This is a genomic window from Streptomyces sp. CA-106110 (assembly GCF_050936285.1).
Lineage (GTDB): Bacteria > Actinomycetota > Actinomycetes > Streptomycetales > Streptomycetaceae > Streptomyces.
Window position 1 is genome coordinate 9,554,143 of sequence record NZ_JBNJNB010000001.1, and the last position, 23,365, is coordinate 9,577,507.

General features: G+C 72.5%; 18 protein-coding genes and 1 pseudogene. 12 read left to right on the forward strand and 7 right to left on the reverse strand.

The window, feature by feature from the left end; genetic code table 11:
- Positions 1-35 precede the first annotated feature (35 nt).
- Positions 36-230, reverse strand: coding sequence for a hypothetical protein (locus tag ACQEXA_RS44045; protein ID WP_432925514.1), 195 nt, complete (start codon positions 228-230; stop codon positions 36-38).
- A 336-nt stretch (positions 231-566) separates the two neighbouring features.
- Here ACQEXA_RS44045 and ACQEXA_RS44050 point away from each other — a divergent pair, with 336 nt between their 5' ends.
- The 5 genes from ACQEXA_RS44050 (at position 567) to ACQEXA_RS44070 (ending at position 6,004) form a co-directional block, all read left to right on the forward strand.
- The gene (locus ACQEXA_RS44050) at positions 567-959 is read left to right on the forward strand and encodes an ankyrin repeat domain-containing protein (RefSeq protein WP_359397798.1); all 393 of its coding nucleotides are present in this window, start codon (positions 567-569) and stop codon (positions 957-959) included.
- A 300-nt stretch (positions 960-1,259) separates the two neighbouring features.
- Positions 1,260-2,678, forward strand: a complete 1,419-nt coding sequence (locus ACQEXA_RS44055) for a HEAT repeat domain-containing protein (protein ID WP_432925512.1) — start codon at positions 1,260-1,262, stop codon at positions 2,676-2,678.
- A 139-nt stretch (positions 2,679-2,817) separates the two neighbouring features.
- A complete protein-coding gene (locus ACQEXA_RS44060) occupies positions 2,818-3,945 on the forward strand; it encodes a glycosyltransferase family 4 protein (protein ID WP_433132780.1) in 1,128 nt (375 codons plus the stop codon).
- Positions 3,942-5,153 (forward strand): glycosyltransferase, encoded by a 1,212-nt coding sequence (locus ACQEXA_RS44065; protein WP_359397791.1) that lies wholly within the window; start codon positions 3,942-3,944, stop codon positions 5,151-5,153. Before ACQEXA_RS44060 ends, ACQEXA_RS44065 begins: the two co-directional genes overlap by 4 nt.
- Positions 5,150-6,004 carry an SGNH/GDSL hydrolase family protein gene (locus ACQEXA_RS44070; protein ID WP_432925508.1) on the forward strand — a complete coding sequence of 285 codons (855 nt, stop codon included), beginning with the start codon at positions 5,150-5,152 and terminating at the stop codon, positions 6,002-6,004. Before ACQEXA_RS44065 ends, ACQEXA_RS44070 begins: the two co-directional genes overlap by 4 nt.
- 9 nt (positions 6,005-6,013) lie before the next feature.
- On the opposite strand, the gene ACQEXA_RS44075 is transcribed toward ACQEXA_RS44070, so the two are convergent.
- The 5 genes and pseudogenes from ACQEXA_RS44075 to ACQEXA_RS44095 form a co-directional block, all read right to left on the reverse strand.
- On the reverse strand, positions 6,014-6,883 hold the full coding sequence (locus ACQEXA_RS44075) for a biotin-dependent carboxyltransferase family protein (protein ID WP_432925506.1): 870 nt from the start codon (positions 6,881-6,883) through the stop codon (positions 6,014-6,016).
- The gene (locus ACQEXA_RS44080; RefSeq protein ID WP_432925504.1) at positions 6,880-7,497 is read right to left on the reverse strand and encodes a 5-oxoprolinase subunit B family protein; all 618 of its coding nucleotides are present in this window, start codon (positions 7,495-7,497) and stop codon (positions 6,880-6,882) included. The genes ACQEXA_RS44075 and ACQEXA_RS44080 overlap by 4 nt, the downstream gene beginning before the upstream one ends.
- Positions 7,494-8,246: a LamB/YcsF family protein gene (locus ACQEXA_RS44085; protein ID WP_433132782.1), complete on the reverse strand. Its 753-nt coding sequence runs from the start codon at positions 8,244-8,246 to the stop codon at positions 7,494-7,496. The genes ACQEXA_RS44080 and ACQEXA_RS44085 overlap by 4 nt, the downstream gene beginning before the upstream one ends.
- A gap of 22 nt (positions 8,247-8,268) precedes the next feature.
- The gene (locus ACQEXA_RS44090) at positions 8,269-9,090 is read right to left on the reverse strand and encodes a putative hydro-lyase (RefSeq protein ID WP_432925500.1); all 822 of its coding nucleotides are present in this window, start codon (positions 9,088-9,090) and stop codon (positions 8,269-8,271) included.
- Positions 9,087-10,405 (reverse strand): annotated as a pseudogene (locus ACQEXA_RS44095) (MFS transporter). The gene ACQEXA_RS44090 and the pseudogene ACQEXA_RS44095 overlap by 4 nt, the downstream one beginning before the upstream one ends.
- A gap of 211 nt (positions 10,406-10,616) precedes the next feature.
- Here ACQEXA_RS44095 and ACQEXA_RS44100 point away from each other — a divergent pair.
- From ACQEXA_RS44100 to ACQEXA_RS44115, 4 genes are all read left to right on the forward strand, one after another.
- On the forward strand, positions 10,617-11,324 hold the full coding sequence (locus ACQEXA_RS44100; RefSeq protein WP_432925498.1) for a GntR family transcriptional regulator: 708 nt from the start codon (positions 10,617-10,619) through the stop codon (positions 11,322-11,324).
- A 170-nt stretch (positions 11,325-11,494) separates the two neighbouring features.
- Complete coding sequence (locus tag ACQEXA_RS44105) at positions 11,495-13,021, forward strand: hypothetical protein (protein WP_432925496.1); 1,527 nt, start codon at positions 11,495-11,497, stop codon at positions 13,019-13,021.
- A 37-nt stretch (positions 13,022-13,058) separates the two neighbouring features.
- On the forward strand, positions 13,059-13,946 hold the full coding sequence (locus tag ACQEXA_RS44110; RefSeq protein WP_432925494.1) for a hypothetical protein: 888 nt from the start codon (positions 13,059-13,061) through the stop codon (positions 13,944-13,946).
- 71 nt (positions 13,947-14,017) lie between these two features.
- Positions 14,018-18,661 (forward strand): hypothetical protein, encoded by a 4,644-nt coding sequence (locus ACQEXA_RS44115; protein WP_432925492.1) that lies wholly within the window; start codon positions 14,018-14,020, stop codon positions 18,659-18,661.
- Positions 18,662-18,673: 12 nt separating this feature from the next.
- Here the strand turns inward: ACQEXA_RS44115 and ACQEXA_RS44120 are convergent, their stop codons facing one another.
- A complete protein-coding gene (locus ACQEXA_RS44120) occupies positions 18,674-19,246 on the reverse strand; it encodes a hypothetical protein (RefSeq protein WP_432925491.1) in 573 nt (190 codons plus the stop codon).
- 422 nt (positions 19,247-19,668) lie between these two features.
- On the opposite strand from ACQEXA_RS44120, the gene ACQEXA_RS44125 reads away from it, so the two are divergent.
- Genes ACQEXA_RS44125 through ACQEXA_RS44135 form a run of 3 tightly spaced genes read left to right on the forward strand, consistent with a single transcriptional unit; the run spans position 19,669 to position 23,300 of the window.
- Positions 19,669-22,458, forward strand: coding sequence for a nitrate- and nitrite sensing domain-containing protein (locus ACQEXA_RS44125; protein ID WP_433132784.1), 2,790 nt, complete (start codon positions 19,669-19,671; stop codon positions 22,456-22,458).
- Complete coding sequence (locus ACQEXA_RS44130) at positions 22,455-22,895, forward strand: roadblock/LC7 domain-containing protein (RefSeq protein WP_432925488.1); 441 nt, start codon at positions 22,455-22,457, stop codon at positions 22,893-22,895. The genes ACQEXA_RS44125 and ACQEXA_RS44130 overlap by 4 nt, the downstream gene beginning before the upstream one ends.
- A gap of 9 nt (positions 22,896-22,904) precedes the next feature.
- Positions 22,905-23,300, forward strand: coding sequence for a DUF742 domain-containing protein (locus ACQEXA_RS44135; protein ID WP_432925486.1), 396 nt, complete (start codon positions 22,905-22,907; stop codon positions 23,298-23,300).
- Positions 23,301-23,365 lie beyond the last annotated feature (65 nt).

The window sequence follows — 23,365 nt, forward strand, 5'->3', positions numbered from 1 at the left end:
CTTGCTCCAGGGGTGCGTGCGAAGGGGCGGCGGATTCAGAAATTGATCCCGCCCAGTAGGCTCGCGAGGCTTGCGCCCCCCGCCTTGATGCTCGGGGCCACGGCGGTGCTCGAGAGGTAGAACCCGAAGAGCCCGCACACCGTCGCGTGCGAGCTCTTCAGCCCGTGGTTGCGGCAGAACAGGAAGACGACGCTGCCGAGCACGACAACGCCCGAGATGTTGAGGATCATTGCTCTCTCCTGGTTCACGGGGGACAGTCACCATGAGTTCTTCCAGGTTCACAGAATGTATCCATAGGATAAAAGCTGCAACTGGGTGAAATTGCACAGATTTCCCCCGAACGGCGCAGCTGCCCCGCGTCCTCCGGGCCCGTCTGTCGCGCTCGCCGGAGCCTGTAGTGATCTTTGCCTCGTGCGGTGCCCGCCATGTGCCGCCGAAGCCAGTACGCTGGCGATTCACCCGTACGACGTCACCGCTCGTCGCCGTACGAGCCGTGTGCGACCGCCCCGCTCGCCGTCGCATGCGCCCGCAGTCCCCAGTAGCAGTAGTGAGAGGCGGTCCGGCCGATGAGCGAAGCCCCCGACCCCGAGGTCGTGGCGTTGGCGACCAAGATCTTCGATCTTGCGCGCCGAGGCGAGACCGAGGCGCTCGTGGCGTACGTCGACGCGGGCGTTCCGGCCAACCTCACCAACGACCGCGGCGACTCCCTGGTGATGCTCGCCGCCTACCACGGCCACGCCGACGCCGTCCGCGCCCTGCTGGAGCGCGGCGCCGAGGCCGACCGCGTCAACGACCGGGGTCAGACCCCGCTAGCCGGCGCGGTCTTCAAGGGTGAGATCGAGGTCATCCGGGCGCTCTTGGACGGCGGTGCAGACCCTGCCGCAGGCACCCCCTCGGCCATCGACACCGCTCGGATGTTCGGAAAGAACGACTTGCTCGAGTTGTTCGGCGCACATTGATGCGACTGCTCTGACCAGCGAAAACAACGAAAACGGGGGAGGCGGTACGGGGCCGCCCGAAATAAGGTCGCGGCAGCGCGAGACGCCGGGTCATCATGACGTCGTGATTCACGGACGCGATGGCTGGGCAGGTGTTGCCGCACCGCGCGGGCCGTGATCGGTCCGCATGGGCCACCGACGAGAGGCAGAGGAAGATGGTCTACAGCAAGCAAGAGACGGCGGGCGCACCGACGTGTTGTCACGCGACCAGGTAGTGCAAGTCCCCCGGTTGCGTCGACGCTTGATGTGAGGCTGTTTCCCATGTTCGAACCGGTCATAGCGCCCAGCGGTACGCTGCTCGGCCTCCTCCAGAGGGGCCGCGGCGACGGCACACTGCACGCGCTCACCGCGCCGCGGGCCGAGGCGCTCGCGGCTCTCAACCACTGTGTGCTGCGGGATCCCCGCCACGACTGGCAGGTGGAGAACCGCTCTCTCTACTACGCCCGGCTCTTCCTGGACCTGAACGGCGAGCTGGACGAGATCGAGGCGCACCTCTTCGGCGCCGAGGACGTCCTCGACACCGACGAGTGCCGCACCGGGCTCGCCCTCGCGGTTCTCGGGCACCTCGCCTCGTACGGCAGGCTGGACGCGCTCCACCTGCTGCGCAGGTACGCGGCCTCGGGCACCAACTGGGCCTGGGCCCTGGACGAGCTGGCGCTGCGTGACGACGACGCGGGGCTGCGCTCCCTCGCCGCGCCCGTGCTGGCGCGTTTCCCGGCCGACGCCGAGGGCGAGGCCGAACTCGCCGCCGCCGTCCGGGACGCCTTCGAGCCACGGCCCTGGCGGCTGTGGGCCGAGGACCCGCGCGAGTCCATCGCCACGCGGGTGCGTGCCGCCCAGGAGGCCGGCTGTTTCGACCGCTGGCAGCGGCAGTTGCAGGCAGGCGGCCCCCGGCCGGGTTGGAGCGTGCAGGCCGTCTTCGACTGGGCCCAGCAGGGCATCGAACGCGGTGCCGTGCTCCATGTGCCGGCCGCCCGGTGTCTCACCGCCGTAGCCGGTCCCGAGGACCGGCCCGAGATCGTCGAGGCCGCCCGCTCCGGCGGCGACGGAGCCCGCTGTACGGCCCTTCGCTATCTCGCCGACGGAAACGATCCGGACGCCCTCGACCTGATCGAGGGCGCCGTGTCCACCGGGTCCGCGCTGGTCGTCGACGCGGCCCTGGACGCCTTCGAACGCATGCGCAGTGTCGCTGCCGTCGACCGGGCGCGCGGCTGGGCGCACCGGCCCGACGCACTGGGCGGGGCCGCCGGGCGCATGCTCGCCTGCCGCGGTGGCGCACAGGACAGCGACCTGGTGCTGGCGGCCCTGCGGGAGGCGGTACGCGGCGAGGGCCCGGACGCGGCGACGCTGTGGACCCTCGTCGACGGCGCCGGACGGCTTGAAATCGCCTGTGCAGCGCCGGTTCTGCGCCATATTTACCGTGAGACCGCCTCGTCCCACCTCCGCGGCCGCGCCGCCCGAGCCCTGGCCGCGACCGACCCCTCATTCCCGGCGGGCTTCGCCGTCGAATGCCTCTGGGACTGCGAAGAGTCCACCCGGGAGATCGCCGCGCGGCACGCCGAGACGGGTGACACCCGTGTCGTCGAGCGGCTTCGCCGGCTGGCGGCGGATCCGGCCGAGGAGGCCGAGGTCCAGACCGCCGTTCGCAGCCGGATCGGGCCCGACATGCCCACCGTATGAACGTTCGGTGACTGTGAAGTCAGGGGAGTGTGGACACAGGCTGGCTTGCCCACCTGTGCAGCCCAACGCTCATGGGACGTTCTCCGTCCGGAAAGATCGACGTTGACGCGGCCACGTCCGGTACGGCGACAACACGGGTATGCGTGTCGTCATCGTGACCGAATCCTTTCCCCCCGATGTGAACGGCGTGGCCCATTGCGCGCTCCAGACCGCCCGGCACCTCGTCGATCGCGGTCACGCTCCCCTCGTCGTCGCCCCGGCCACCGGTGCCGGGAGCGGGCCCGACGCCCATGCGCCGTGGCCCATCGTCCGTATCCCCTCTCTACCGCTCCCCGGGTATCCCCAGGTACGCGTGGCACTCCCCAGCCGACGCGTCGCCGCGGCCATCACCGAACACCGCGCCGACATCGTGCATCTGGCCAGCCCCTTCGTCCTCGGCGTCCGTGGCATGGCGGCCGCCTCCCGGCTGGGCATCCCGGCCGTCGCCATCTACCAGACCGCCCTGGCCGGATACGCCCGTACCTACATGGGCGCCGGTGAGGCCGCGGCCTGGCGGCGCATCCGCTCCGTGCACGCCGCCGCCGACCGCACCCTCGCGCCCTCCAGCGCGGCCCAGAAGGACCTGGAGGCGCACGGTGTGCCCCGGGTGCAGCTGTGGCCCCGCGGCGTCGACACGGAGCGCTTCCGCTCCGACCTGCGGGACGAGGCGATCCGCCGGGAGCTCGCCCCGAACGGCGAGTTGATCGTCGGATACGTCGGCCGCCTCGCGCCCGAGAAGCACGTCGAACTCCTCGCCGGTGCCTGCGGCCTCGACGGCGTACGCGTCGTCGTCGTGGGCGACGGGCCGAGCGAGGCCACCCTGCGAAACGTCCTGCCCGGCGCCGCCTTCCTGGGCCGTCGCACCGGTGACGAACTCGCCCGGATCTTCGCCTCGCTGGACGTCTTCGTGCACACCGGCCCGTTCGAGACGTTCTGCCAGACGGTGCAGGAGGCCATGGCGAGCGGTGTGCCCGTAGTCGCGCCCGCCGCGGGCGGACCGCTGGACCTGGTGGACCACGGCCGCACCGGGCTGCTCGTGCCGCCCGGTGACGCGGACGGCTTCCGGGACGCAGTGGGGACGCTGGCCGCGGACCCCGCGCTGCGGGCGGAGTACGGGGACACCGCGCGCGCCACCGTCGAGGGCCGCACCTGGGCGGCCGTCGGCGACCTGCTCATCGGGCACTACACGGACGTGCTCGCCGCGCGCCGGACGGCGGTGGCGGCATGAGCTTCGCCACCGAGCGGGTCGGCGGCTCTCTGCGCATCGTGCGCCTCGCCAACTTCGTCGCGCCCTCCTCCGGAGGCCTGCGCACCGCCCTGCGCGAGCTGGGCAAGGGCTTCAAGGAGGCCGGCCACAGGCCGGTGCTCATCGTGCCCGGCGAGCGCTACAGCGACTGCGAGACCGAGCAGGGACGGGTCATCACCCTGCCCGGGCCGCTGCTGCCCGGTACCGGCGGCTACCGGGTCCTCACGGACAAGCGGCGGCTCACGGCCCTCCTCGAGGACCTGGACCCCGACCGGCTGGAGGTCTCCGACCGGACCACGCTGCGCTGGACCGGGAAGTGGGCGCGGCGCGCCCGGATCCCCGCCGTGATGGTCTCCCACGAGACCGCCGACGGAGTCCTGCGCACCTGGGGCCTGTCCGAGGACCTGTCCCGGCGCGCCGCCGACGCGCTCAACATCCGTACGGCGCACACCTACGCGCGCGTGGTGTGCACCACCGAGTTCGCCGAGCGCGAGTTCGTGCGGATCGGGGCCCGCAACGTCGTACGGGCACCGCTCGGCGTGGACCTGGAGGAGCGGCACCCCTCGCTCAAGGACGACGGGCTGCGCGACCGTTATGTGCGCGCGGACGAGACGCTGCTCGTCATGTGCTCCCGTCTCTCCGTGGAGAAGCGGCCCGGAACGGCTCTGGACGCCCTGGAGGCGCTGGTGCGCCGGGGACGGCGGGTCAAGCTGGTGATCGCCGGGGACGGGCCGCTGCGGGCCCGGCTCGAACAGCGTGCGCAGGAACGGCGGTTGCCGGTGACCTTCCTCGGCCACGTCGGCGACCGCACGCTGCTCGGCGCGCTGCAGGCCTCCGCCGACGTGTGCCTGGCCCCCGGGCCCGCCGAGACCTTCGGGCTCGCGGCCCTGGAGGCCATGGCCTGCGGTACGCCGGTGGTGGCCAGTTCCGCCTCGGCGCTGCCCGAGGTGATCGGCTCCGCGGGCGCCACCGCCGTGAACACCGGCGAGGCCTTCGCCGACGCCATCGACCAGTTGTTGGAGCGCTCGGAATGCGAGCGCCGGCAGGCGGCACGCGGGCGTGCCGAGTGCTTTGGCTGGAAGACCGCCGTGGACGCGTTCCTGGCGGCGCACGACGCACTACCCAGTGTCCCGCCGTCGGTGGCAGCCGACGGCCTGATACGAGACATCGCCCGGGAGGGTGTGGCATGAGACCGCTGCGTTTCGTCGCGCTCGGCGACTCGCTGACGGAAGGGGTGGGGGACCCCGTCGGGGACACCTGGCGGGGTTGGGCCGCGCTGCTGGCCGGCGGACTGGCCCCCATGACCACCCCTGCGGAGTTCACCAACCTCTCGTTCAGCGGCGCCCAGACCCGGGACCTTCTGGAACGTCAGACCCCTCAGGCGCTCGAGATGCGTCCGGATGTCGCCTCCGTCCTCATCGGCGTCAACGACACGCTGCGCTACACCTTCGACATCCACGCGGTCGCCGCCCGGCTCGACAAGGTGTACGCGGCCTTCCGGGCCCAGAACACGGTGCTGTTGACGGCCTGTCTGCCCGATCCCGGGTCGATGCTCCGGCTGCCCGGAGCGCTGGCCCGTCCGCTGGCCCGGCGGCAGCGCGCCGTGAACACGGTGGTGCACGCCCTGTCCGAACGGTACGGGGCCGTGCATCTGCACGCCGAGGGCGGTGACTGGATCAGCGACCGCGCCATGTGGAGCGCGGACCGGCTGCATCCCGGTGAGCGCGGGCACCGCCAACTCGCCCGGCACTTTCACGCGCTGCTCGCCGAGGCGGGTGTCGCGACCGGCGCCGCGCCGACGGCCGAGCCGGAGTTCCCCCCGCCGACCCGCTCGGCCAGCCTGCTCTGGCTGGCCACCGCAGGTACGGCCTGGGTGGCGCGGCGATGCACCGACCTGCTGCCGCAGTTGCTCACCCTGGCCGCTGCCGAGGTGCGCCACAAGGCCAGGGGCACCAGCGCACGGCTGGACCTGAGCGCGTCGGCAGCGGTCGCGTCCGCGCTGGCCTCGCTGTCGGTGGCCGAACAGCCGGATGCGGCGTGATCCGGCCGCCTAGCGGCGGCTGACGGAAGTGAACCGGATGGGGGTACCCGGAGTCGCCTGGGCGGCCGCCGCGAGATCGGCGGACCGGACGACGGCTATCACCGGGTACCCCCCGGTCGTCGGATGGTCGGCGAGGAAGACGACAGGTCGCCCGTCGGGCGGTACCTGGACCGCTCCCAGAACCATTCCCTCACTGGGCAGTTCACCGTCCCTGGCGCGCGCAAGGGGAGGGCCCTCGGTGCGCAGGCCGACGCGGTTGCTCGCGGGGGACACGCGGTACGCGCGCGTGAGGAGGGTGCGGATCGCCTCCGCCGTGAACCAGTCGTCGCGTGGCCCGGGCGTCACACGGAGCACCAGTTCGGAAGGCGGACCCGGCTGGGGAGCGACGTCCACGCACGCGTGGCCGCCGGCCGGCAGGCCCATGGGCAGCACCGCACCGTTCGTCAGCGGTGGCGGACCGAGGCCGGAGAGCAGATCCGTGGACCGGCTGCCGAGAACCGGCTCCACCGCCACGCCGCCGGAGACTCCCAGGTAACCGCGCACTCCGGACAGCGCGGGCCCGATGTCCAGCAGCGCGCCGGCCGGGACGCGCACCGGCGCACCCCAGGGCGCGGGACGGCCGTCCACCGTGACCGTGCAGGGCGCCCCGGCGACCGCCACGGTGACCGCCGAACGCGGCCGAACGGCACATCCGTCGACGGTGGTCTCCAGCACGGCCGCCTCCGGAGGATTGCCGACCAGCCGGTTCACGAGCGCCGCCGCGGGGGCGTCGAGCGCCCCCGAGCGCGGCACCCCGAGATGGGCGTGGCCGGGCCGTCCCCGGTCCTGCACGGTCGTCAGCGCCCCGGCCCGTACGACGCACAGCGCGCGGTCCGTCATCCGGGCCCCACCGGGACGAAGCGGACGCGGGCGCCCGGAGTGAGCAGCGCGGCCGGAACGCGCGCGTGGTCCCACAGGACCGCCTCGGTCGTGCCGATGAGCTGCCAGCCGCCCGGCGAGGAGCGCGGGTACACGCCCGTGTATGGGCCCGCGAGCGCCACCGCGCCGACCGGGACGGCGGTGCGCGGGGTGTCCCGGCGGGGTACGCGGTAGCGGTCCGGCAGACCGGTCAGATAGCCGAAGCCCGGCGCGAACCCGCAGAACGCCACACGGAACTCGGCCGCGGAGTGGATCCGTTCGACCTCGCGGAGTGGCACGCCCCACAACGCGGCGACGTCCGGCAGATCGGGACCGTCGTACCGTACGGGGATCTCGATCACCTCCTGGACGCGCGCCGGGACCGGCGGGATCTCCCAGCCGGCCAGCCGCTCAGCGATCCGGGAGGGTTCGCGCAGGCCGTCGAGCAGGACCGTACGGGCCGCCGGCACGATTTCGCGCACCGTCAGCTCGCCGCCGGCCCTGCGGCGCAGCAGTTCGGCGTGCAGGGCCTTGGCCTCCTCACCGGAAGCGACCTCCAGAAGCAGGGCGTCGTCACCGACGGGCAGTGCCCTCATGCGAAGGCCTCCACGCCGATGCCCGCGGCCTCCAGCTCGGTGCGCACCCGGCGGGCCAGATCGACCGCTCCCGCCGTGTCCCCGTGCAGACACAGGGACCTCGCCCGTACGGGGATGTCGCGTCCGGAGTGCGCCGCGACGACCCCGCAGCGGGCGAGACTCACCGATCGCTCCACCACCGTGTCGGGATCGGTGACCACCGCACCGTCCTGACCGCGCGGTACGAGCGTGCCCTCCTCGGTGTACGCGCGGTCCGCGAACGCCTCCGTGACGACGGAGAGCCCGGCTTTCTCGGCCACCTCGAGGAAGCGCGAGCCGGGCAGCCCGAGCACGGGCAGCGCGGCATCGGCGAGCAGCACGCCCTCGACCACGGCCTGAGCCTGCTCCTCGTCGTGGACCACCCGGTTGTAGAGCGCGCCGTGCGGTTTCACATACGACACGCGGGAGCCCGCGGCGCGCGCGAAGACCTCCAGAGCGCCGATCTGGTAGGCGACTTCGGCCGCCAGCTCCGCGGGCGGCACGTCCATCGCACGTCGCCCGAATCCGGCCAGGTCACGGTAGGAGACCTGGGCTCCGATCCGTACACCGCGGCCGGCCGCCAGCTCACACACGCGCCGCATGGTGACCGCGTCGCCGGCGTGGAAGCCGCAGGCCACGTTGGCGCTGGTGACGACCGACAGCAGCCGCTCGTCGTCGGTGAGCCGCCACCGGCCGAAGCCCTCGCCGAGGTCGGCGTTCAGATCGATCATGGTCCCTCCTGGTCGGGCGACGTCAGGCGACGCGGTACTGCTCGTCGCGGGCGTCGGTGACGAACATCTGTCCCGGTGCGTGCGTGATGGCGAAGGGCGGGCGCGAGGCCATCACCGCTGCCTGCGGGGTCACGCCGCAGGCCCAGAACACCGGGATGTCGTCCGGTTCGGCGTCCACCGGGTCGCCGAAGTCGGGTCGGCCGAGGTCTTCGATGCCGAGGCCCGACGGGTCGCCGCAGTGTACGGGGCTGCCGTGTACGGCCGGGAGCAGACCGCTCTCCCGGATCGCCGCCCCCAGGTGCCGCGGCGGCACCGGACGCATGGACACCACCATGGGACCGTGCAGTCGCCCCGCGGGACGGCACTGGCGTCCGGTCACATACATCGGGACGTTGCGGCCCTGCTCGATATGGCGCATGGGGACGCCCGCCTCGATGAGTGCCCACTCGAAGGTGAAGCTGCACCCGATGAGGAAGGACACCAGGTCGTCGCGCCAGTGTTCGAGGACGCCCGTCGGCTCGTCCACCAGCTCGCCGTCGCGCCACACCCGGTAGCGCGGCAGATCGGTGCGCAGGTCGGCGCCGCCCGCGAGGGCCGTGCCGAACGAGCCGGCGTCCGTGACGTCCAGGACCGGGCAGGGCTTCGGGTTGCGCTGGCAGAACAGCAGTGTGTCGTAGGCCCAGTCGGCCGGGACCGAGATGAGGTTGGCCTGGGTGTGGCCCGCGGCGACTCCGGCCGTGGGGCCCGTCAGCCCCTCCCGGAAGCGGGCTCGGGCCTCCTCGGGGCGCCACGCGTGCGCGTGCTCGTCGACGAGCATGACGGCGCGGTCCTCCGTACGGTTCACCACAGTTCCTTTCTGCGCGTCTCCGGCAGTGCCAGCAGTGCCAGCGCCGCAAGGCCGTACCCCACCGCGCCGAAGACCAGCGCCCCGCCCATGCCCCAACTGTCGGCGAGGAAGCCCACCAGGGTCGGGAAGACGGCGCCGACGGCGCGACCGGTGTTGTACGTGAAGCCCTGTCCCGTGCCCCGCACCGCGGTCGGGTACAACTCGCTCAAGTAGGCCCCGAAGCCGCTGAAGATGGCCGACATGCAGAACCCCAGCGGGAAACCGAGCACCAGGAGAAGGGTGTTGGCGCCGCTCGGGATGTTCGCGTACACGACGATGCACAGCGCCGAGAGCAGTGCGAACAGCCAGATGTTGCGCTTGCGTCCCAGCCGGTCGGTGAGATGGCCGCCCGTGAGGTAGCCCACGAAGGCTCCGGAGATCAGGAAGGCCAGGTAGGAGCCGGTGCCGACGACGGACAGCCCGCGTTCCGTCTTCAGATAGGTCGGCACCCAGGTCGCCAGCGTGTAGTAGCCGCCCTGGACGCCGGTGGAGAGCAGGCTCGCGAAGACCGTGGTGCGCAGCAGACCCGGCGACCCGTCCCTGCCGGGCTGGAAGATGGCCGCGAACGACCCCTTGTCCTCGCTGCGTTCGCGCTCGGCCAGCGCTCCGGGCGCGTCGTGCACCCGGCGGCGCATCCAGATCACCAGCAGCGCGGGCAGCGCTCCGGTCCAGAACATCACACGCCAGGCCAGGTCGTAACCCGCGAAGGAGAAGACCAGCGTGTAGACGACGGCGGCCAGCGCCCAGCCGACGGCCCAGGAACTCTGGATCGCGCCGAGCGTTCGCCCCCGGTGCCTGGCGCTCGCGTACTCGGCCACCAGGATGGCGCCGACCGCCCACTCGCCGCCGAATCCGAGGCCCTGGAGCGCGCGGAACACCAGCAGCGTCTCGTAGTTGGGGGCGAAGCCGCACGCGACCGTGAAGACGGCGTACGTGACCACCGTGATCATCAGGGCCCTGACCCGTCCGACACGGTCGGCCACCACGCCGGCGGCAGCGCCGCCGACCGCCGACACCACCAGGGTGACCGTGGTGAACAGGCCGGTCCGGCCGCTGTCCAGACCGAAGTACGCCGCCAGCGCGACCATGCTGAGCGGCAGCGTGAAGTAGTCGTACGAGTCGAGGGCGTAGCCGCCGAAGGCGCCGGCGAAGGCCCGCCGGCCGCGCGGGCCGAGTGCGCGCAGCCAGCCCAACGCGCCGTCGTCGGCGCTGCGTTCGACCGCGTGGGAGGGGCGTCGGCGGTCAGGGGCCTGGAGGGAGGGTTCGTGCTCATGGGCACCTCGCAGTGAGGGATGGGGGGTGCTTGCTGGATGAGCAGTGCTGTTCGGGACGGACTGGTCGTGGGGAAGGGACCGTGCCGAGCGGAAGCCGCGGCACCGCGGTGAGGAGCGGAGCGGTGCCGTGCGTAGCAAGGTAGAGGATCGTTGAACGATCCTTCAATACCCATGTTGTTTCGTTCTTGTATCTGCGATTGAATTCCGGGCATGGCAGAGCAGCTGACGGGACTGGCCGACGACCGCGCCCTCCTGGGGCGCACCAGCACGGCCGAGCGGGTCTCGGACATCCTCAGGAGCCGGATCGCCGAGGGCTTCTTCCCGCCCGGCACCCGGCTGTCGGAGGACGGCATCGGCGGCGCGCTCGGTGTCTCGCGCAACACGCTGCGCGAGGCGTTCCGCCTGCTCACCCACGAGAGGCTGCTCATCCACGAGTTGAACCGCGGGGTCTTCGTACGGGTGCTGACCGTCGAGGACGTCGAGGACATCTACCGCACCCGCAGCCTGGTCGAGTGCGCGGTCGTACGCGGTCTGGGCGAGCCGCCGTACGCCCTCGACGGTCTCGCCGGGGCTGTCGCGGAGGGGCAGCGAGCCGCGCGCGAGGGTGACTGGAAAGGGCTGGGCACAGCCAACATCCACTTCCACCGCGAACTCGTGGCGCTCGCCGGAAGCGAGCGGACGGACGAGCTGATGCGCAGCGTCTTCGCCGAACTGCGGCTGGCCTTCCACGTCGTGGACGATCCGAGGCAGCTTCACGAGCCGTATCTCGCGCGCAACGAGCGGATCCTCCAGGCCCTGCAGACGGGGGACCGGACCGAGGCGGAGCAACTGCTCGCGGTCTACCTGGCGGACTCGCTCGAACGGGTCGTGGAGGTGTACCGGCGGCGGGTGGCCGGCGGGGAGCAGACGACCGGCTGAGCGCAGCCCCGGGCGCCAGTGGGGGAGGGGCGTGACCTTCCCGGACACGGGGCACCTCGCGAGACCGGTCACGCACGGCCCGCGGAAGGATCCCGGCCCTGGGCCGCCCTGGCGGGGGCGCATCCGCGCCGTTTGGGTCGTTGTCAGACCAAGGACCTAATCTGTGCACCGTGACTTCGCTTGCATCGCCGGACAGTGTGCCGCCCCAGCTCAGCGCGGGGCCGCGCCCCGCGCTGGGGCCGGCCGCCGACGAGGGGCTGGCGCGGCGGCTGCGCGCGCTCGCCTGCACGGCGCCGCTGCACGACCTCGACGCACGCAAGGCGAACCTCGCGGGCGAGTACTCGGTGTACGGGATGGCGGAGATCGCGCTCGCCGCCATCGACCTGGTCACGCTGAACATGGACTTCGACACCGGCGCCGACCACGACCAGATAGTCGCCCGGCTCATCCCGCGCATCGCCGCCCAGGCCCCGCGGCGCCCGGTCGTCGAACACGAGCGCGTGGCCCGCTGGGTCCTGGAGAACCTGATCAACGTCGGCAGCGTCGACCGCGGCTTCCGTGCCGTTTACGGCACATTTGCACCCGACGGCACCTATGTCCGCAGGGACTACGACTTCAAACTGATCGAAGAGGTGCCGGGATACGGCGGAGGCGTCTACCTCAGGACGACGGACGAGGCGGTTAACGTCCTCGTCGGCGCCCTCGACACGGACGTCACCAGCGCCCAGATCGCCGCCGAGGTCAAGTTGGAGGTGCTGATCAGCCGCGGGCGCCTCGCCGACGCCCAGCTCGCCGCCGAGCAGGCGCGCTACCGGACGGTGCAGTACTCGGAGTCGCTGCGCAGGGCACTGGAGGCCACCCGGCGCAACGTCCGGGCGGTCGACTGGCTGAACGCGGTGCCGGACATGATCGCCGAAGCCCTCGACCACGTCGCCGACCGCTACCGTCACGAGAACGCGATCCTCACCAACATCCGCAGGGCCCGCGACGAGTCCGAGGACCCCGACCAGAAGCGGCGCGCCGCCGAGCTCGTCGACATCGTCAAGGACTGCATCCGCCGGCACACCCAGTTGCAGTCCCGGCTCCTGGAAGCGGGCCCGCTGTTCCGCGCCGAGCAGGACCGGCAGGCGTTCGCCACCCCCCTGGCGACCTCGGGCACGGACCTGTACGGGCACCTTCTCGCCCCGCTGCTGCCGCTCCCGCTGAAGCAGGCGATCCGTGTCACAGGCGCCTTCTTCGCGCACGGCACGGGGCTGCGCACGCCCGGGTCCGTACGGGTCGCGGACCTCGTCGAGCTGCTGCTGACCCCTCCGGTCGAGCGTGAGCACCTCGGGGCCGAGATGCCCGAGCCCGATCTGATCGCCACCCCGGACGACAGCCGGTTCAGCGAGGAGCAGCTGGCCGCCGCGACGGAGCTGCTCGACCTGCCGGCGGACGCGCCGCGGCGGCTGTCGGGGCTGCTCGCACAGGCGCGCCGACAGGACCCCGAACTTCCCTACCTCGTGGCCCTGCTGGCCGTGCACGCCGCGAGCCCGCCGGTCGGCACGGCCTATCGGCAGGGCGAGGAGAAGCTGCTGTTCGCCGTGGACGACGGCACGGAGCTGGACGATCCCGAGTTCGGCGGTGCGGATCTCATCGTCGGTACGGCGCTGCTGGATGCGGCCGGCATGGCGGCGGACCGGACGGAGGCGGCATGACCGGCCATCAGTACCAGTACAGCAAGGAGTCCCGACCGTGACCGAGCACGTCGAGTGGAGTGAGCCGCAGCCCACCGCCGCACCGGCGAGTGCCGCCGTCACCCCCGCCGACGCCGCCGACGCCGCCCGGCTCGTCGCCTTCGGTCTGCAGCCGAGGCTCCAGCCCGCCCGCGACCAGGAGTACACGGAGCTGCTGCGCCGCTACCGCGAGGACCCGCCGTTCGCGCGGCTCGCCGACGCCGTCGCCACGGGGCTCGGTCTGGTGGTGCTCGAGGTGTCCCCGCGCGCGGGGATGGCCGTGACCGCCGCCGAGGACTCCGTCTTCGCGGTCCGCATGGGCGAGTACGCGCGTCGGACCTCGACCGACTCCGCCGACCGTTTCCTGCACGGCCTCGCCCATCTCGCCGTGGCCGCCCTCGCCTTCCCCCGCCCCGACGACCTGGCCGACGACGGCTACATCGGACGCGTCTCGGTCCACGGCGTCGACGCGTTCGTGCGCCAGGCCTGCCGCCGTCTCGAGGAGCGGGCCGAGCAGCAGGGGGAGAACACCGACCCGTCGACGGACGCGCCGGGCCTGGAGGCGGCCTGGCGGATCTGGGCCAGACGCAGCGCCACCGGCGCCACCAAGGACGCCCGCAGACTGGCGGGATCCACCACCGGCATCGTCGGCAAGGCCGTCGCGTTCCTCACGGACTCCGGGTTCCTGCAGCGCACCGGCGACGACAACGGCGGCACCTACCGCACGACGGCCCGCTACCAGCTCCAGGTGCGTGACATGGCGGGCAGCGCGGCCATGGCCGAACTCCTCGAACTGGGCATCGTCCCGGTCACCGACGGCACGGCCACCCTGCTGCCCGCCGAGGACACCGACGACCTGGAACTGGTGGCCGACGCCGGACTGCCGTTCCATTCCGGAAGCTCCTGAAGCCCCGCGTCTTCCCGAACTTCCGCACGTTTCCCACGACTCAGCAAGACTTACGACGAGAGTCCGCCGCCATGTACGAGCTGTCCCGGGTCCGCCTCTACTCCATCGGTCCGGCCGGTGCGCGCTATGCCGACACCGTGCTGGACCTCCGGGGTGTGGGTGATCCGGTGCCCGACCCCGCGCCCGCCCAGGCGGAGTTCTTCGAGGAGGAGCCCCAGGGCCCGCCGCGCCGGCCGGCAGCCGCCGGCGTGCTCTTCCTGGAGAACGGCGGTGGCAAGTCCGTTCTGCTCAAGCTGATCTTCTCGGTGATGCTGCCCGGTCATCGCAACACCCTCGGCGGCGCTAGCTCGGGCGTGCTGCGCAAGTTCCTGCTCGCCGACGACTGCGGACACGTGGCGCTGGAGTGGCAGCACACCCTGACCGGCGAGTGCGTCGTCGTCGGCAAGGTGAGCGAATGGCGGGGACGTCAGGTCTCCAGCGATCCGCGGAAGTTCGCCGAGGCCTGGTACTCCTTCCGGCCGGGCCCGGGGCTCAGCCTCGACAACCTGCCGGTGGCCGAGTCCACCGCCGTACGGCCGCCCGCCGAAGGCACGTCCGGGGCGCGGGGACGGCGCCGCACGATGAAGGGCTTCCGGGACGCCCTGACGGAGGCGGGCAAGGCTTACCCGCACCTCGAAGTGCACTGGGAGGAGATCCACGACCGCTGGAACGAGCATCTGACCGACCTCGGCCTGGATCCCGAACTCTTCCGCTACCAGCGGGAGATGAACGCCGACGAGGGCGAGGCCGCCGGACTCTTCGCGGTCAAGAAGGACTCCGACTTCACGGACCTGCTGCTGCGCGCGGTCACCGACACCCGGGACACCGACGGACTCGCCGACCTGGTCAGCGGTTTCGGCAACAAGCTGGGACGCCGCTCCGAGCTGATGGCCGAGCGGGACTTCACCGCCGGTTCGGTGGACCTGCTCGGGCGCATCGTCGACGCCGCCGAGACACGGTCACGGGCCCGGGACATCCACGCGGGCGCGGAGCGAAGGACCCGGACCCTGGCCCGGCGGCTGGCCGCGCGCGCCGTGCGTGAGCGGGTACGGGCCGCTGACCTGGCCCAGCGCGTCACCGCCGCCGCGTACGCCGTCACCCATGCCGAAGGCGCCCGCGAGCGCAGCGCGCTGATCGCGGCGGAGCTGGCCTACCGGCACGCCTCGCTGGCGCTCGCCGAAGCGGAGAAGGCCGCGGCAGCCCAGAAGCGCGAGCTGGCCGACGCCCGCCAGCTGTACTCCGCCTGGCAGGCCGCCGAGGCCGTGCTCCGGCACCGCGCGGCCGCCGACCGCTCCGCCCGCGTGGCGGCCGCCATCCGCGAGGCCGAGCGGGACGCCGCGCCGGCGCTCGCCGCCCGCGCCAAGGCCGCCGTCGATCTCGTACGGGCGCTGCACGCGGCCGCGGAGAGCGCCGAGACCCTCGCCAACGAGGAGGAAGCGCGTTCGGCCGCGCTCCAGGAGGTGGGCGAGTCCGCCTACCGGGACTCGACCGCCGCCGCCACGGACGCCCAGCGTGCCCGCAGCGAGGCCGGACATCTGCGCCAGCGGCTCGCCGAGGTCGAGCAGGAGACCGCCGAGGCCGTGCGAGCGGGCTGGCTGGACGGCAGCGCCGCGGACGCCGACCCGGCGAGGGCCGCGCTCGACGCGAGCGACGCCGAGAAGACGGCCGTCGCGGCCTGGGACACCGCACGCGAAACCTCCCACCGGGCCTCCGAGCATGCGCGCGAGGCCGCGTCGGCCGAGACCCGCGCGGAACTGACGGCGGCGCGCGCCGCTGATGCGGCCATCGCCGCCGAACGGGCCTACGACGCGGAGCGCCGCACAGCTCAGGCGCTGGCGGCCGAGCAGCGGCTGGCCGAACTGCTGAACCTGTCCGGCACCGGCCAGGGCCCCCGGGTCCCCGGCCCCCGCCGTGACGAGGAGAGCGGCACGGCGCAGGCACCGGACCCGGGAGAAGGGGCCCTCGCCCCCGAGGAGCTGGACCGTTTCGCCGACGAACTGCGCGAGCTGCTCGACGAATTCGTCTCCTCGGCCGAGCGCCAGCTCTTCGAACTGCGGACCGCTGCGGCCGACGACGCCCGCATCCTCGGTTCGCTCGGTGACGGTGGCCTGCTGCCACCGGGACCGGACGTGCTGGCGACCGTGGAGTTCCTCGGCGAGCGCGGCATCCCCGCGCTGCCCGGCTGGCGCTATCTCGCCCAGGCCGTCGACCCCGCCGACCACGCGCGTGTGCTGGCCGCCCGGCCCGAACTGGTCGACGGCGTGATCATCACCGACCCGGCCTCGCACGCCCGGGCCCGCGAGGCGCTGAGCGACGCCGCGCTGCTGCCGCGCTCCGCCGTCGCGGTCGGCACGGCCGCCGCACTGCTCGCCCCGGCTCCGGCACTCTCCGAGAGCGACGGCGGGGACGTCTTCCTGGTACCGCCGAACCCGGCCATGCACGACGAGCACGCCGCCGACGAGGAGCGCCAGGCGCTGCGCGCGCGGGCCACCGAGCGGGACGAGGAGATCCGCGGGCTCGCGGTACGGCTCGGCAAGGACCGCGAACTGGCGGCGCGGCTGGCGTCCTGGCGCACCGGCTGCCCCGCGGGACGGCTCACCGAACTCGCCACGGCGGCCCTGGACACACGCGCGTTCGCCGAGGAGGCCGAGGCAGACCTGGCCGAGGCGCGCACCGTCCGTGCCGAAGCCGACGAGGCGGCGGCCGAGGCCGCCCAGGTGCGCGACGAGCGGCAGGAGGCCGCACAGAAGGCGCGGCGCGCCGCCGACGCGCTCGCCGGGCTCGCCTTCCGGCTGCGCGAGCGCGCGGGCTGGCAGGTCAAACTGCGGGAACTCGCCGACGACGCCATCGAGTCGGAGGCCCGCGCCCAGTCCTGCCTGGAGCGTGCCCGCGCCGCCGACGAGGACCGGCGTGGCGCCCAGCGCGCCGCCGACGACGCCCGCCGTACGGCGCGCGCGCTGCGTGCCGAGCGCGCGGAGATCGCGGGCGCTCCCGACGACGTGCCGGAAGGCGACGCGGAGCCGTCCAAGAGCTCCCTGCCCGCCCTGCGCGAGGCCTACCGGGCCGCCTCCCAGCTGTACGAGAAGGTGGGCGTCGGCGCCGACCTGCGGGCTGAACAGGCACGGGCCGAGAGCGACGAGTCCGCGGCACTCGCTGAGCTGGAGCGGCTCAGCAACAAGGTTCGCACCCGCGCCGAGCAGCTCCTACAGTCACCGGACGGCTCCGACGGCCCGTCCCGGCAGGCCGCCGCCGCACGTGCGGAGGAGCTGGTGCAGCTGCTGGAGACGCGTATGTCCACGGCAAGCGAGCAGCTCGGGCGGTTGCGCGGCGAGGCCGAACGGCACGCACCCGGGAACGGCGAGGCCCACACCGAGCTGCCCGGGGAACTGGTCCCCCGGGACACCGAGCACGCGCAGGCCCTGCTGCGCACGGCGAGCGGTGAACTCGCCTCCCGCGTCGATGCGCTCGCCGAGGCCCGCGAGGCCCATGCGGAACTCCTCGGGGCCCACCGCGCCGCCGAGGACGCGGCGGGCGGCTTCGACGAGGTCGCGGCCATGCTTCGCGACCTGCTGCGCGAGCACGCCCCGGACGAGGAGCAGGAGGAACCGGAGCCCTACCCCGGCACGCTCGAGGAAGCCCGCCGGGCCGCCGCCGAGATGCGCCGTTCGCTGCGCGGCTGCGCCGCCGACCTGTCCGCCGCCGAGGCGGCCGTGCGCGAGGCGAGCGACGTCCTCGTACGGCACGCCAACTCCACCCGCTACGAGCAGGTCCGCACCCCCGCCCGGCAGCAGATCCGCGAACTGCCCGCCTCCGCGCTGCCCGAGCACGCACAGCGCTGGGCGCAGGCCTTCGCCCCCCGGCTGCGCGTGCTCACGGATGAACTGGCGCAGCTGGAACGCAACCGCGACTCCATCGTGGACCGGCTGCGGGGCCTGGTCGAGACGGCGCTCGCCACGCTCAGGTCGGCCCAGCGGCTGTCCCGGCTGCCCGAGGGTCTCGGTGAATGGTCTGGGCAGGAGTTCCTGCGGATCCGTTTCGACGAGCCCGACCCCGCCACGCTGAGCGAGCGGCTCGGCCAGGTCATCGACGAGGCGACCCGCGCGGCCGTCAAGAAGAACTCGGACCTCAGGCGCGACGGCATGTCGCTGCTCCTGCGCGGAGTGAGCGCGGCACTCCAGCCGAAGGGCGTTGCTGTGGAGATCCTCAAGCCCGATGCCGTACTGCGCGCCGAGCGGGTTCCCGTCGGTCAGATGGGCGACGTGTTCTCCGGTGGACAGCTGCTCACCGCCGCCATCGCCCTGTACTGCACGATGGCGGCCCTGCGCAGTAATGACCGCGGCCGCGACAAGCACCGTCACGCCGGAACGCTTTTCCTGGACAACCCCATCGGGCGCGCCAACGCGACCTATCTGCTGGAGCTCCAGCGGGCGGTGTCGGACGCCCTGGGCGTGCAACTGCTGTACACCACCGGGCTGTTCGACACCACGGCGCTCGCCGAGTTCCCGCTGGTGATCCGGCTGCGCAACGACGCCGACCTGCGGGCCGGACTCAAGTACATCCGCGTGGAGGAACACCTCCGTCCAGGACTGCCGCAGCAGCTCCAGGCCGAAGAAGCGGTGCACAGCGAGATCACGGCGACACGGATGTTCAAGCGACCGGCCGTGGGCGCCCCGTAGCCCGCTGGGCTGTCAGGGATGGGAGAGCTGCCCGGTTCCGCCCTGCCTGCGTATCCGTTCCTGCCGCTGCTCGACGGCCCGCGCCTGGCGGTGGGCCGTGCGGCGCTCCCGGCGCAGGGCACGTGCCGTGCTGCTCGGGACCGACACCACTCCGTGGCGCTGGTTCCACACCTGCCGTGTCACCCAGACGTCCAGCACACCCCAGGTCGCCACCACCGTGCTGGCCACGCTGCTGAGCACCAGGGGGAACGCCAGCCAGGAGCCCGCCAGCGTGCACAGAAAGGCGATCACCGCCTGGATCAGCGTCACCGAGATGATCAGCACCGCCCGCACCGCCGCCGTGCGCACGGGATCCGGCAGCCGCCTGCGGCGCGCGGGCTCCTCGACCCACAACGGCCGGTAGTTCGGCGCCTCGTACCGCGCTTCACCCGGCGCGGGGACCGACTCGCCGACCGGGCGGCGCCCGGACGGTATCTCCAGGCGCGCGTCCGCCGGAACGGCGCGTTCCGGTGCCCGCGGGTTCCCTCGCTCCACCCTGGGCCCCAGGGCCCCCGTCCCGTGCGTCTCCCGCTCCGCCGTGCCCATCAATGCGTCACTCCCCACCGCCCACAGCCCTCTTGCCCGGTGTCATCTGACCCCGGCTCCCCAGTGGCTGCCCGGCTTGCGCTGTTTTACGCCACCTGAGTGCGGCATGCGGTGCCTGTGACCGAATCCGCCCCCGTTTCCCGTACAGGAAGACGATCGATGTCGACCGATGATTCCCGAGTGAACGAAAATTTCCGGCCAAGAGACCCGGGTTCCCCTTGCACGACTTCTTACGCCGGACGCCGGTTTCGGGTAGGCAATCTCCCGTAATGGCGTGACAACGGCCCATCTTCCGTCGGCAGTCCAGGGGCCGGCGCACGCGGCCGGCCCTTCGAGATACGCCTGTGTCGGTAGTAGGCTCGCGCCGTTTGTTGACGCACATGTGTACCCCCGGACCGCGGGGGGCCGAGCTGGGGGAGGCCATGCGCTTTCGCGGGAAGTCCATCCGCCGGAAGATCGTGGCGCTGCTTCTCGTGCCGCTGCTGTCCCTGACCGCCATCTGGGCCTTCGCGACGGTGCTCACCGGCCGTGAGACGCAGTCGCTGTTCACGGTCTCGGACGTCGTCGAGAAGGTCGGCTACCCCACCGAGGACACCGTGCGCGTTCTGCAGCAGGAGCGCCGCCAGGCCCTCGTCTACCTCGCCGACCCGCGCGCCTCCGACGCGCTCGCCGCGCTCCGGCGCAGCCGCGCCGCCACCGACGAGATGGTCGACAAGCTCCGTCGCGACGGCAAGGACACGGACCTGCAGGACGAGATGGGACCGGGCACCGCCGATCGCCTCAGCTCGATCCTGGACGCCCTGGACGGCATCGACTCGCTCCGGCGCAGCGTCGAGGAAGGCACCGTCAACCGCGCCCAGGCCCTGGACCTCTACGACCGTCTCGTCGATCCCTGTTTCACGCTCCTCGCCAATCTGCAGGTCCTCGACAACATGGAGATGGACAAGGAGGGCCGCGCTCTCGTCGAGGTCTCGCGGGCCCGCGAACTGCTCTCCCGCGAGGACGCCCTCCTGGGCTCCGCGCTCGTGGCCGGCCGGATCACCCGTGACGAGATCCACGACGTCTCCGATCTCGTCGCCCAGCGCGCCGTGATGTACGACATCAGCCTGTCGGTGCTCCCCGAGTCGGAGAGCGAACGCTTCCAGCGCTATTGGAGCAACGCCGACACCGCCCCCCTGCGCGTGGCCGAACGGGCCGTCGTCACCGGTGCCCCCGGCACACCGCACGGGGTGAGCGCAAAGAGCTGGGACGAGACCGCGGGGCGGGTCCTGAGCCGCCTCGACACGATGAACACGCAGGCCGCGGACCGCTACCAGGACCGGGTCCGTCCCCTGGTCGTCAACGTCATCGTGAAGGCGTGCGTGGCCGGGGTGCTGGGTCTGGTCGCCCTGCTGGTCTCACTGATCCTGTCCGCGCGTATCGGCCGCGGGCTCATCCGCGATCTGCGCCGGCTGCGCTTGGAAGCCCATGAGGCGTCCGGGGTGCGACTGCCCAGCGTGATGCGCCGGTTGTCCGCGGGTGAACAGGTGGACGTCGAGACAGAAGTGCCGCGGCTGGAGTACGACAAGAACGAGATCGGCGAGGTCGGCCAGGCCCTCAACACCCTTCAGCGCGCCGCCGTGGAGGCCGCCGTCAAACAGGCCGAGCTGCGCGCCGGGGTCTCCGAGGTCTTCGTCAACCTCGCCCGCCGCAGCCAGGTACTGCTGCACAAACAGCTCACCCTGCTCGACACCATGGAGCGCAGGACCGAGGACACCGAGGAACTCGCCGACCTCTTCCGCCTCGACCACCTCACCACCCGCATGCGCCGCCACGCCGAGGGCCTGGTCATCCTTTCCGGCGCCGCACCCTCCCGGCAGTGGCGCAAGCCCATCCAGCTCATGGACGTGGTGCGCGCCGCCGTCGCAGAGGTCGAGGACTACGAGCGCATCGAGGTGCGCCGGCTGCCGCGCGTCGCCGTCACCGGCCCCGCGGTCGCCGACCTCACCCACCTCGTGGCCGAACTGCTGGAGAACGCCACTGTGTTCTCGCCGCCGCACACCGCCGTCCAGGTCGTCGGCGAACGCGTGGCCAACGGCTTCACCCTGGAGATCCACGACCGCGGCCTCGGCATGACGGCCGAGACGCTCCTGGACGCCAACCTGCGGCTGGCCGAGACCCCTGAGTTCGAACTCTCCGACACCGACCGGCTCGGCCTGTTCGTGGTGAGCCGGCTCGCCCAGCGGCAGAACGTCCGTGTCTCCCTCCAGCCGTCCCCCTACGGCGGCACTACGGCCGTCGTCCTCATCCCCGACGCGTTGCTGACCGAGGACGTGCCGGACACCAACGGGATCGGCTTCCGCCTCGACCGTCCGGTGCCTCCGAAGGACGCCGGGCACGAGGGGGAGGGCACGGCGCAGCTGTCCCGGAGGACCGCCAGGCTTCCCGGTATGCCGGCCTCCATCCTCAACGGCCCGGTCGAACTGGAGGCACCGGTCGACCTCGACGCGCTCGACGACTTCCCCGACGCCCTGGAGGACGAGGACCGTGAACGAGGTGGCCTGTTCCGCCCCCGCCCTCTCGAGGAGGTCCCGGCTGAGCAGCACCAGCAGGCCCGCGACATCCGGCGGGACGCGGCCCGTTCCGGCAAGAGCGACCACCTCGATGCTCCCGTCCCGCTGCCGCCCCGGCGGACCCCCAAGCTCGTCAGCTCGCACGGCCGCCCCGTCACCGGGCAGGGATCGCGGCGCCAAGGGGCCGATGAGGAACCGCGCGCGCTGGAGAGGCGTGTGACGGGGCTCCAGGGGGCCGAACGCCCGGCGGGCCGCACGGGAGAACTCCCCGAAGGCGCCGCACGTTCGGCCGGTGACCAGGCCGAGGCACCGGCCCTGCCCCGGCGCCGCCGTACCCCGGCCCCGGACGCTGCGGAGGGGACCACCGCGCACCGGGAAGCGGCGGACGGAACGGAAGAGTCCAGTGCGGGCCCGCTGCCCCGCCGTGTTCGCCAGGCCAGCCTGGCCCCGCAGTTGAAGGAAGGCCCCGACCGGCGCCGCGAACGCGAGCGGTCCAGCACGGCGGACGCGGCGCAACCCGCCGAGCGCGACGCCGACGAGGTACGCAGCCGCTTCGCCTCGCTTCAGCGAGGGTGGCAGCGCGGCCGCGAGGAGAACGCCACGGGCGACGAAGCCCGGGACGGCTCAGCACGAGGAACGACAAAGGGGGACGGTCGATGACCGCACCGAATGCCGCAGGGTCCAACGCGATCAACAAGGTGTCGGGAGAGCTGAACTGGCTCCTCGACGACCTGGTGGAGCGCGTCGCCAGCATCCGCAAGGCGCTTGTGCTGTCGAGCGACGGCCTGCCCACCGGAGTCTCCAAGGAGCTGAGCCGGGAGGACAGCGAGCACCTGGCCGCGGTCGCCTCCGGGTTCCACAGCCTCGCCAAGGGCGTCGGCCGGCACTTCGACGCGGGCGGGGTCCGGCAGACCATCATCGAACTCGACGAGGCGTTCCTGTTCGTCACCGCCGCAGGCGACGGCAGCTGCCTCGCCGTTCTGTCGGACTCGGAATCCGACGTCGGCCAGGTGGCGTACGAGATGACCCTCCTGGTCAAGCGGGTGGGAGCACATCTGGGCTCCGCTCCGCGCACCGATCTGCCCTCGGGTGGGTAGTGGGATGACATGAGCGGAGACGATCAGGGAAGAAGCCGCTGGTTCGACGACGACGCCGGACCGGTGGTCCGTCCGTACGCCATGACACGCGGCCGTACCAGCCATGCCGCCCAGCACCGCCTCGACCTGATCGCGGTGGTCGTCACGGAGCCCCATGCGGACGATCCCGAGGCGGACCCGTCGCTGTCCCCGGAGCACGTGGACATCGTCGGCCTGTGCCGCGAGGCGCCGCAGTCGGTCGCCGAGCTCGCCGCCGGACTCGACCTGCCCATCGGCGTGGTGCGCGTCCTCGTCGGGGACCTGGTGGACGAGGAACTGGTGCATGTCACGCGGCCTGTGCCGCCCGCGGACCTGGTGGACGAGAGCATTCTGCGGGATGTGATCGACGGCCTGCGGGCCCTGTGACCCCGGCTTTCCGTGCACTCCGGGCGAGCACGCGGGTCCTGCCGCCCGCCTCACCGGTGCCGGCC

Coding starts and splice junctions, on each gene's coding strand:
- ACQEXA_RS44060 (WP_433132780.1), top strand. CDS start 2,818: ATGCGTGTCGTCATCGTGACCGAATCCTTTCCCCCCGATGTGAACGGC.
- ACQEXA_RS44135 (WP_432925486.1), top strand. CDS start 22,905: ATGAGCGGAGACGATCAGGGAAGAAGCCGCTGGTTCGACGACGACGCC.
- ACQEXA_RS44055 (WP_432925512.1), top strand. CDS start 1,260: ATGTTCGAACCGGTCATAGCGCCCAGCGGTACGCTGCTCGGCCTCCTC.
- ACQEXA_RS44120 (WP_432925491.1), bottom strand. CDS start 19,246: ATGGGCACGGCGGAGCGGGAGACGCACGGGACGGGGGCCCTGGGGCCC.
- ACQEXA_RS44065 (WP_359397791.1), top strand. CDS start 3,942: ATGAGCTTCGCCACCGAGCGGGTCGGCGGCTCTCTGCGCATCGTGCGC.
- ACQEXA_RS44125 (WP_433132784.1), top strand. CDS start 19,669: ATGCGCTTTCGCGGGAAGTCCATCCGCCGGAAGATCGTGGCGCTGCTT.
- ACQEXA_RS44050 (WP_359397798.1), top strand. CDS start 567: ATGAGCGAAGCCCCCGACCCCGAGGTCGTGGCGTTGGCGACCAAGATC.
- ACQEXA_RS44080 (WP_432925504.1), bottom strand. CDS start 7,497: ATGAGGGCACTGCCCGTCGGTGACGACGCCCTGCTTCTGGAGGTCGCT.
- ACQEXA_RS44100 (WP_432925498.1), top strand. CDS start 10,617: ATGGCAGAGCAGCTGACGGGACTGGCCGACGACCGCGCCCTCCTGGGG.
- ACQEXA_RS44130 (WP_432925488.1), top strand. CDS start 22,455: ATGACCGCACCGAATGCCGCAGGGTCCAACGCGATCAACAAGGTGTCG.
- ACQEXA_RS44070 (WP_432925508.1), top strand. CDS start 5,150: ATGAGACCGCTGCGTTTCGTCGCGCTCGGCGACTCGCTGACGGAAGGG.
- ACQEXA_RS44115 (WP_432925492.1), top strand. CDS start 14,018: ATGTACGAGCTGTCCCGGGTCCGCCTCTACTCCATCGGTCCGGCCGGT.
- ACQEXA_RS44085 (WP_433132782.1), bottom strand. CDS start 8,246: ATGATCGATCTGAACGCCGACCTCGGCGAGGGCTTCGGCCGGTGGCGG.
- ACQEXA_RS44045 (WP_432925514.1), bottom strand. CDS start 230: ATGATCCTCAACATCTCGGGCGTTGTCGTGCTCGGCAGCGTCGTCTTC.
- ACQEXA_RS44075 (WP_432925506.1), bottom strand. CDS start 6,883: ATGACGGACCGCGCGCTGTGCGTCGTACGGGCCGGGGCGCTGACGACC.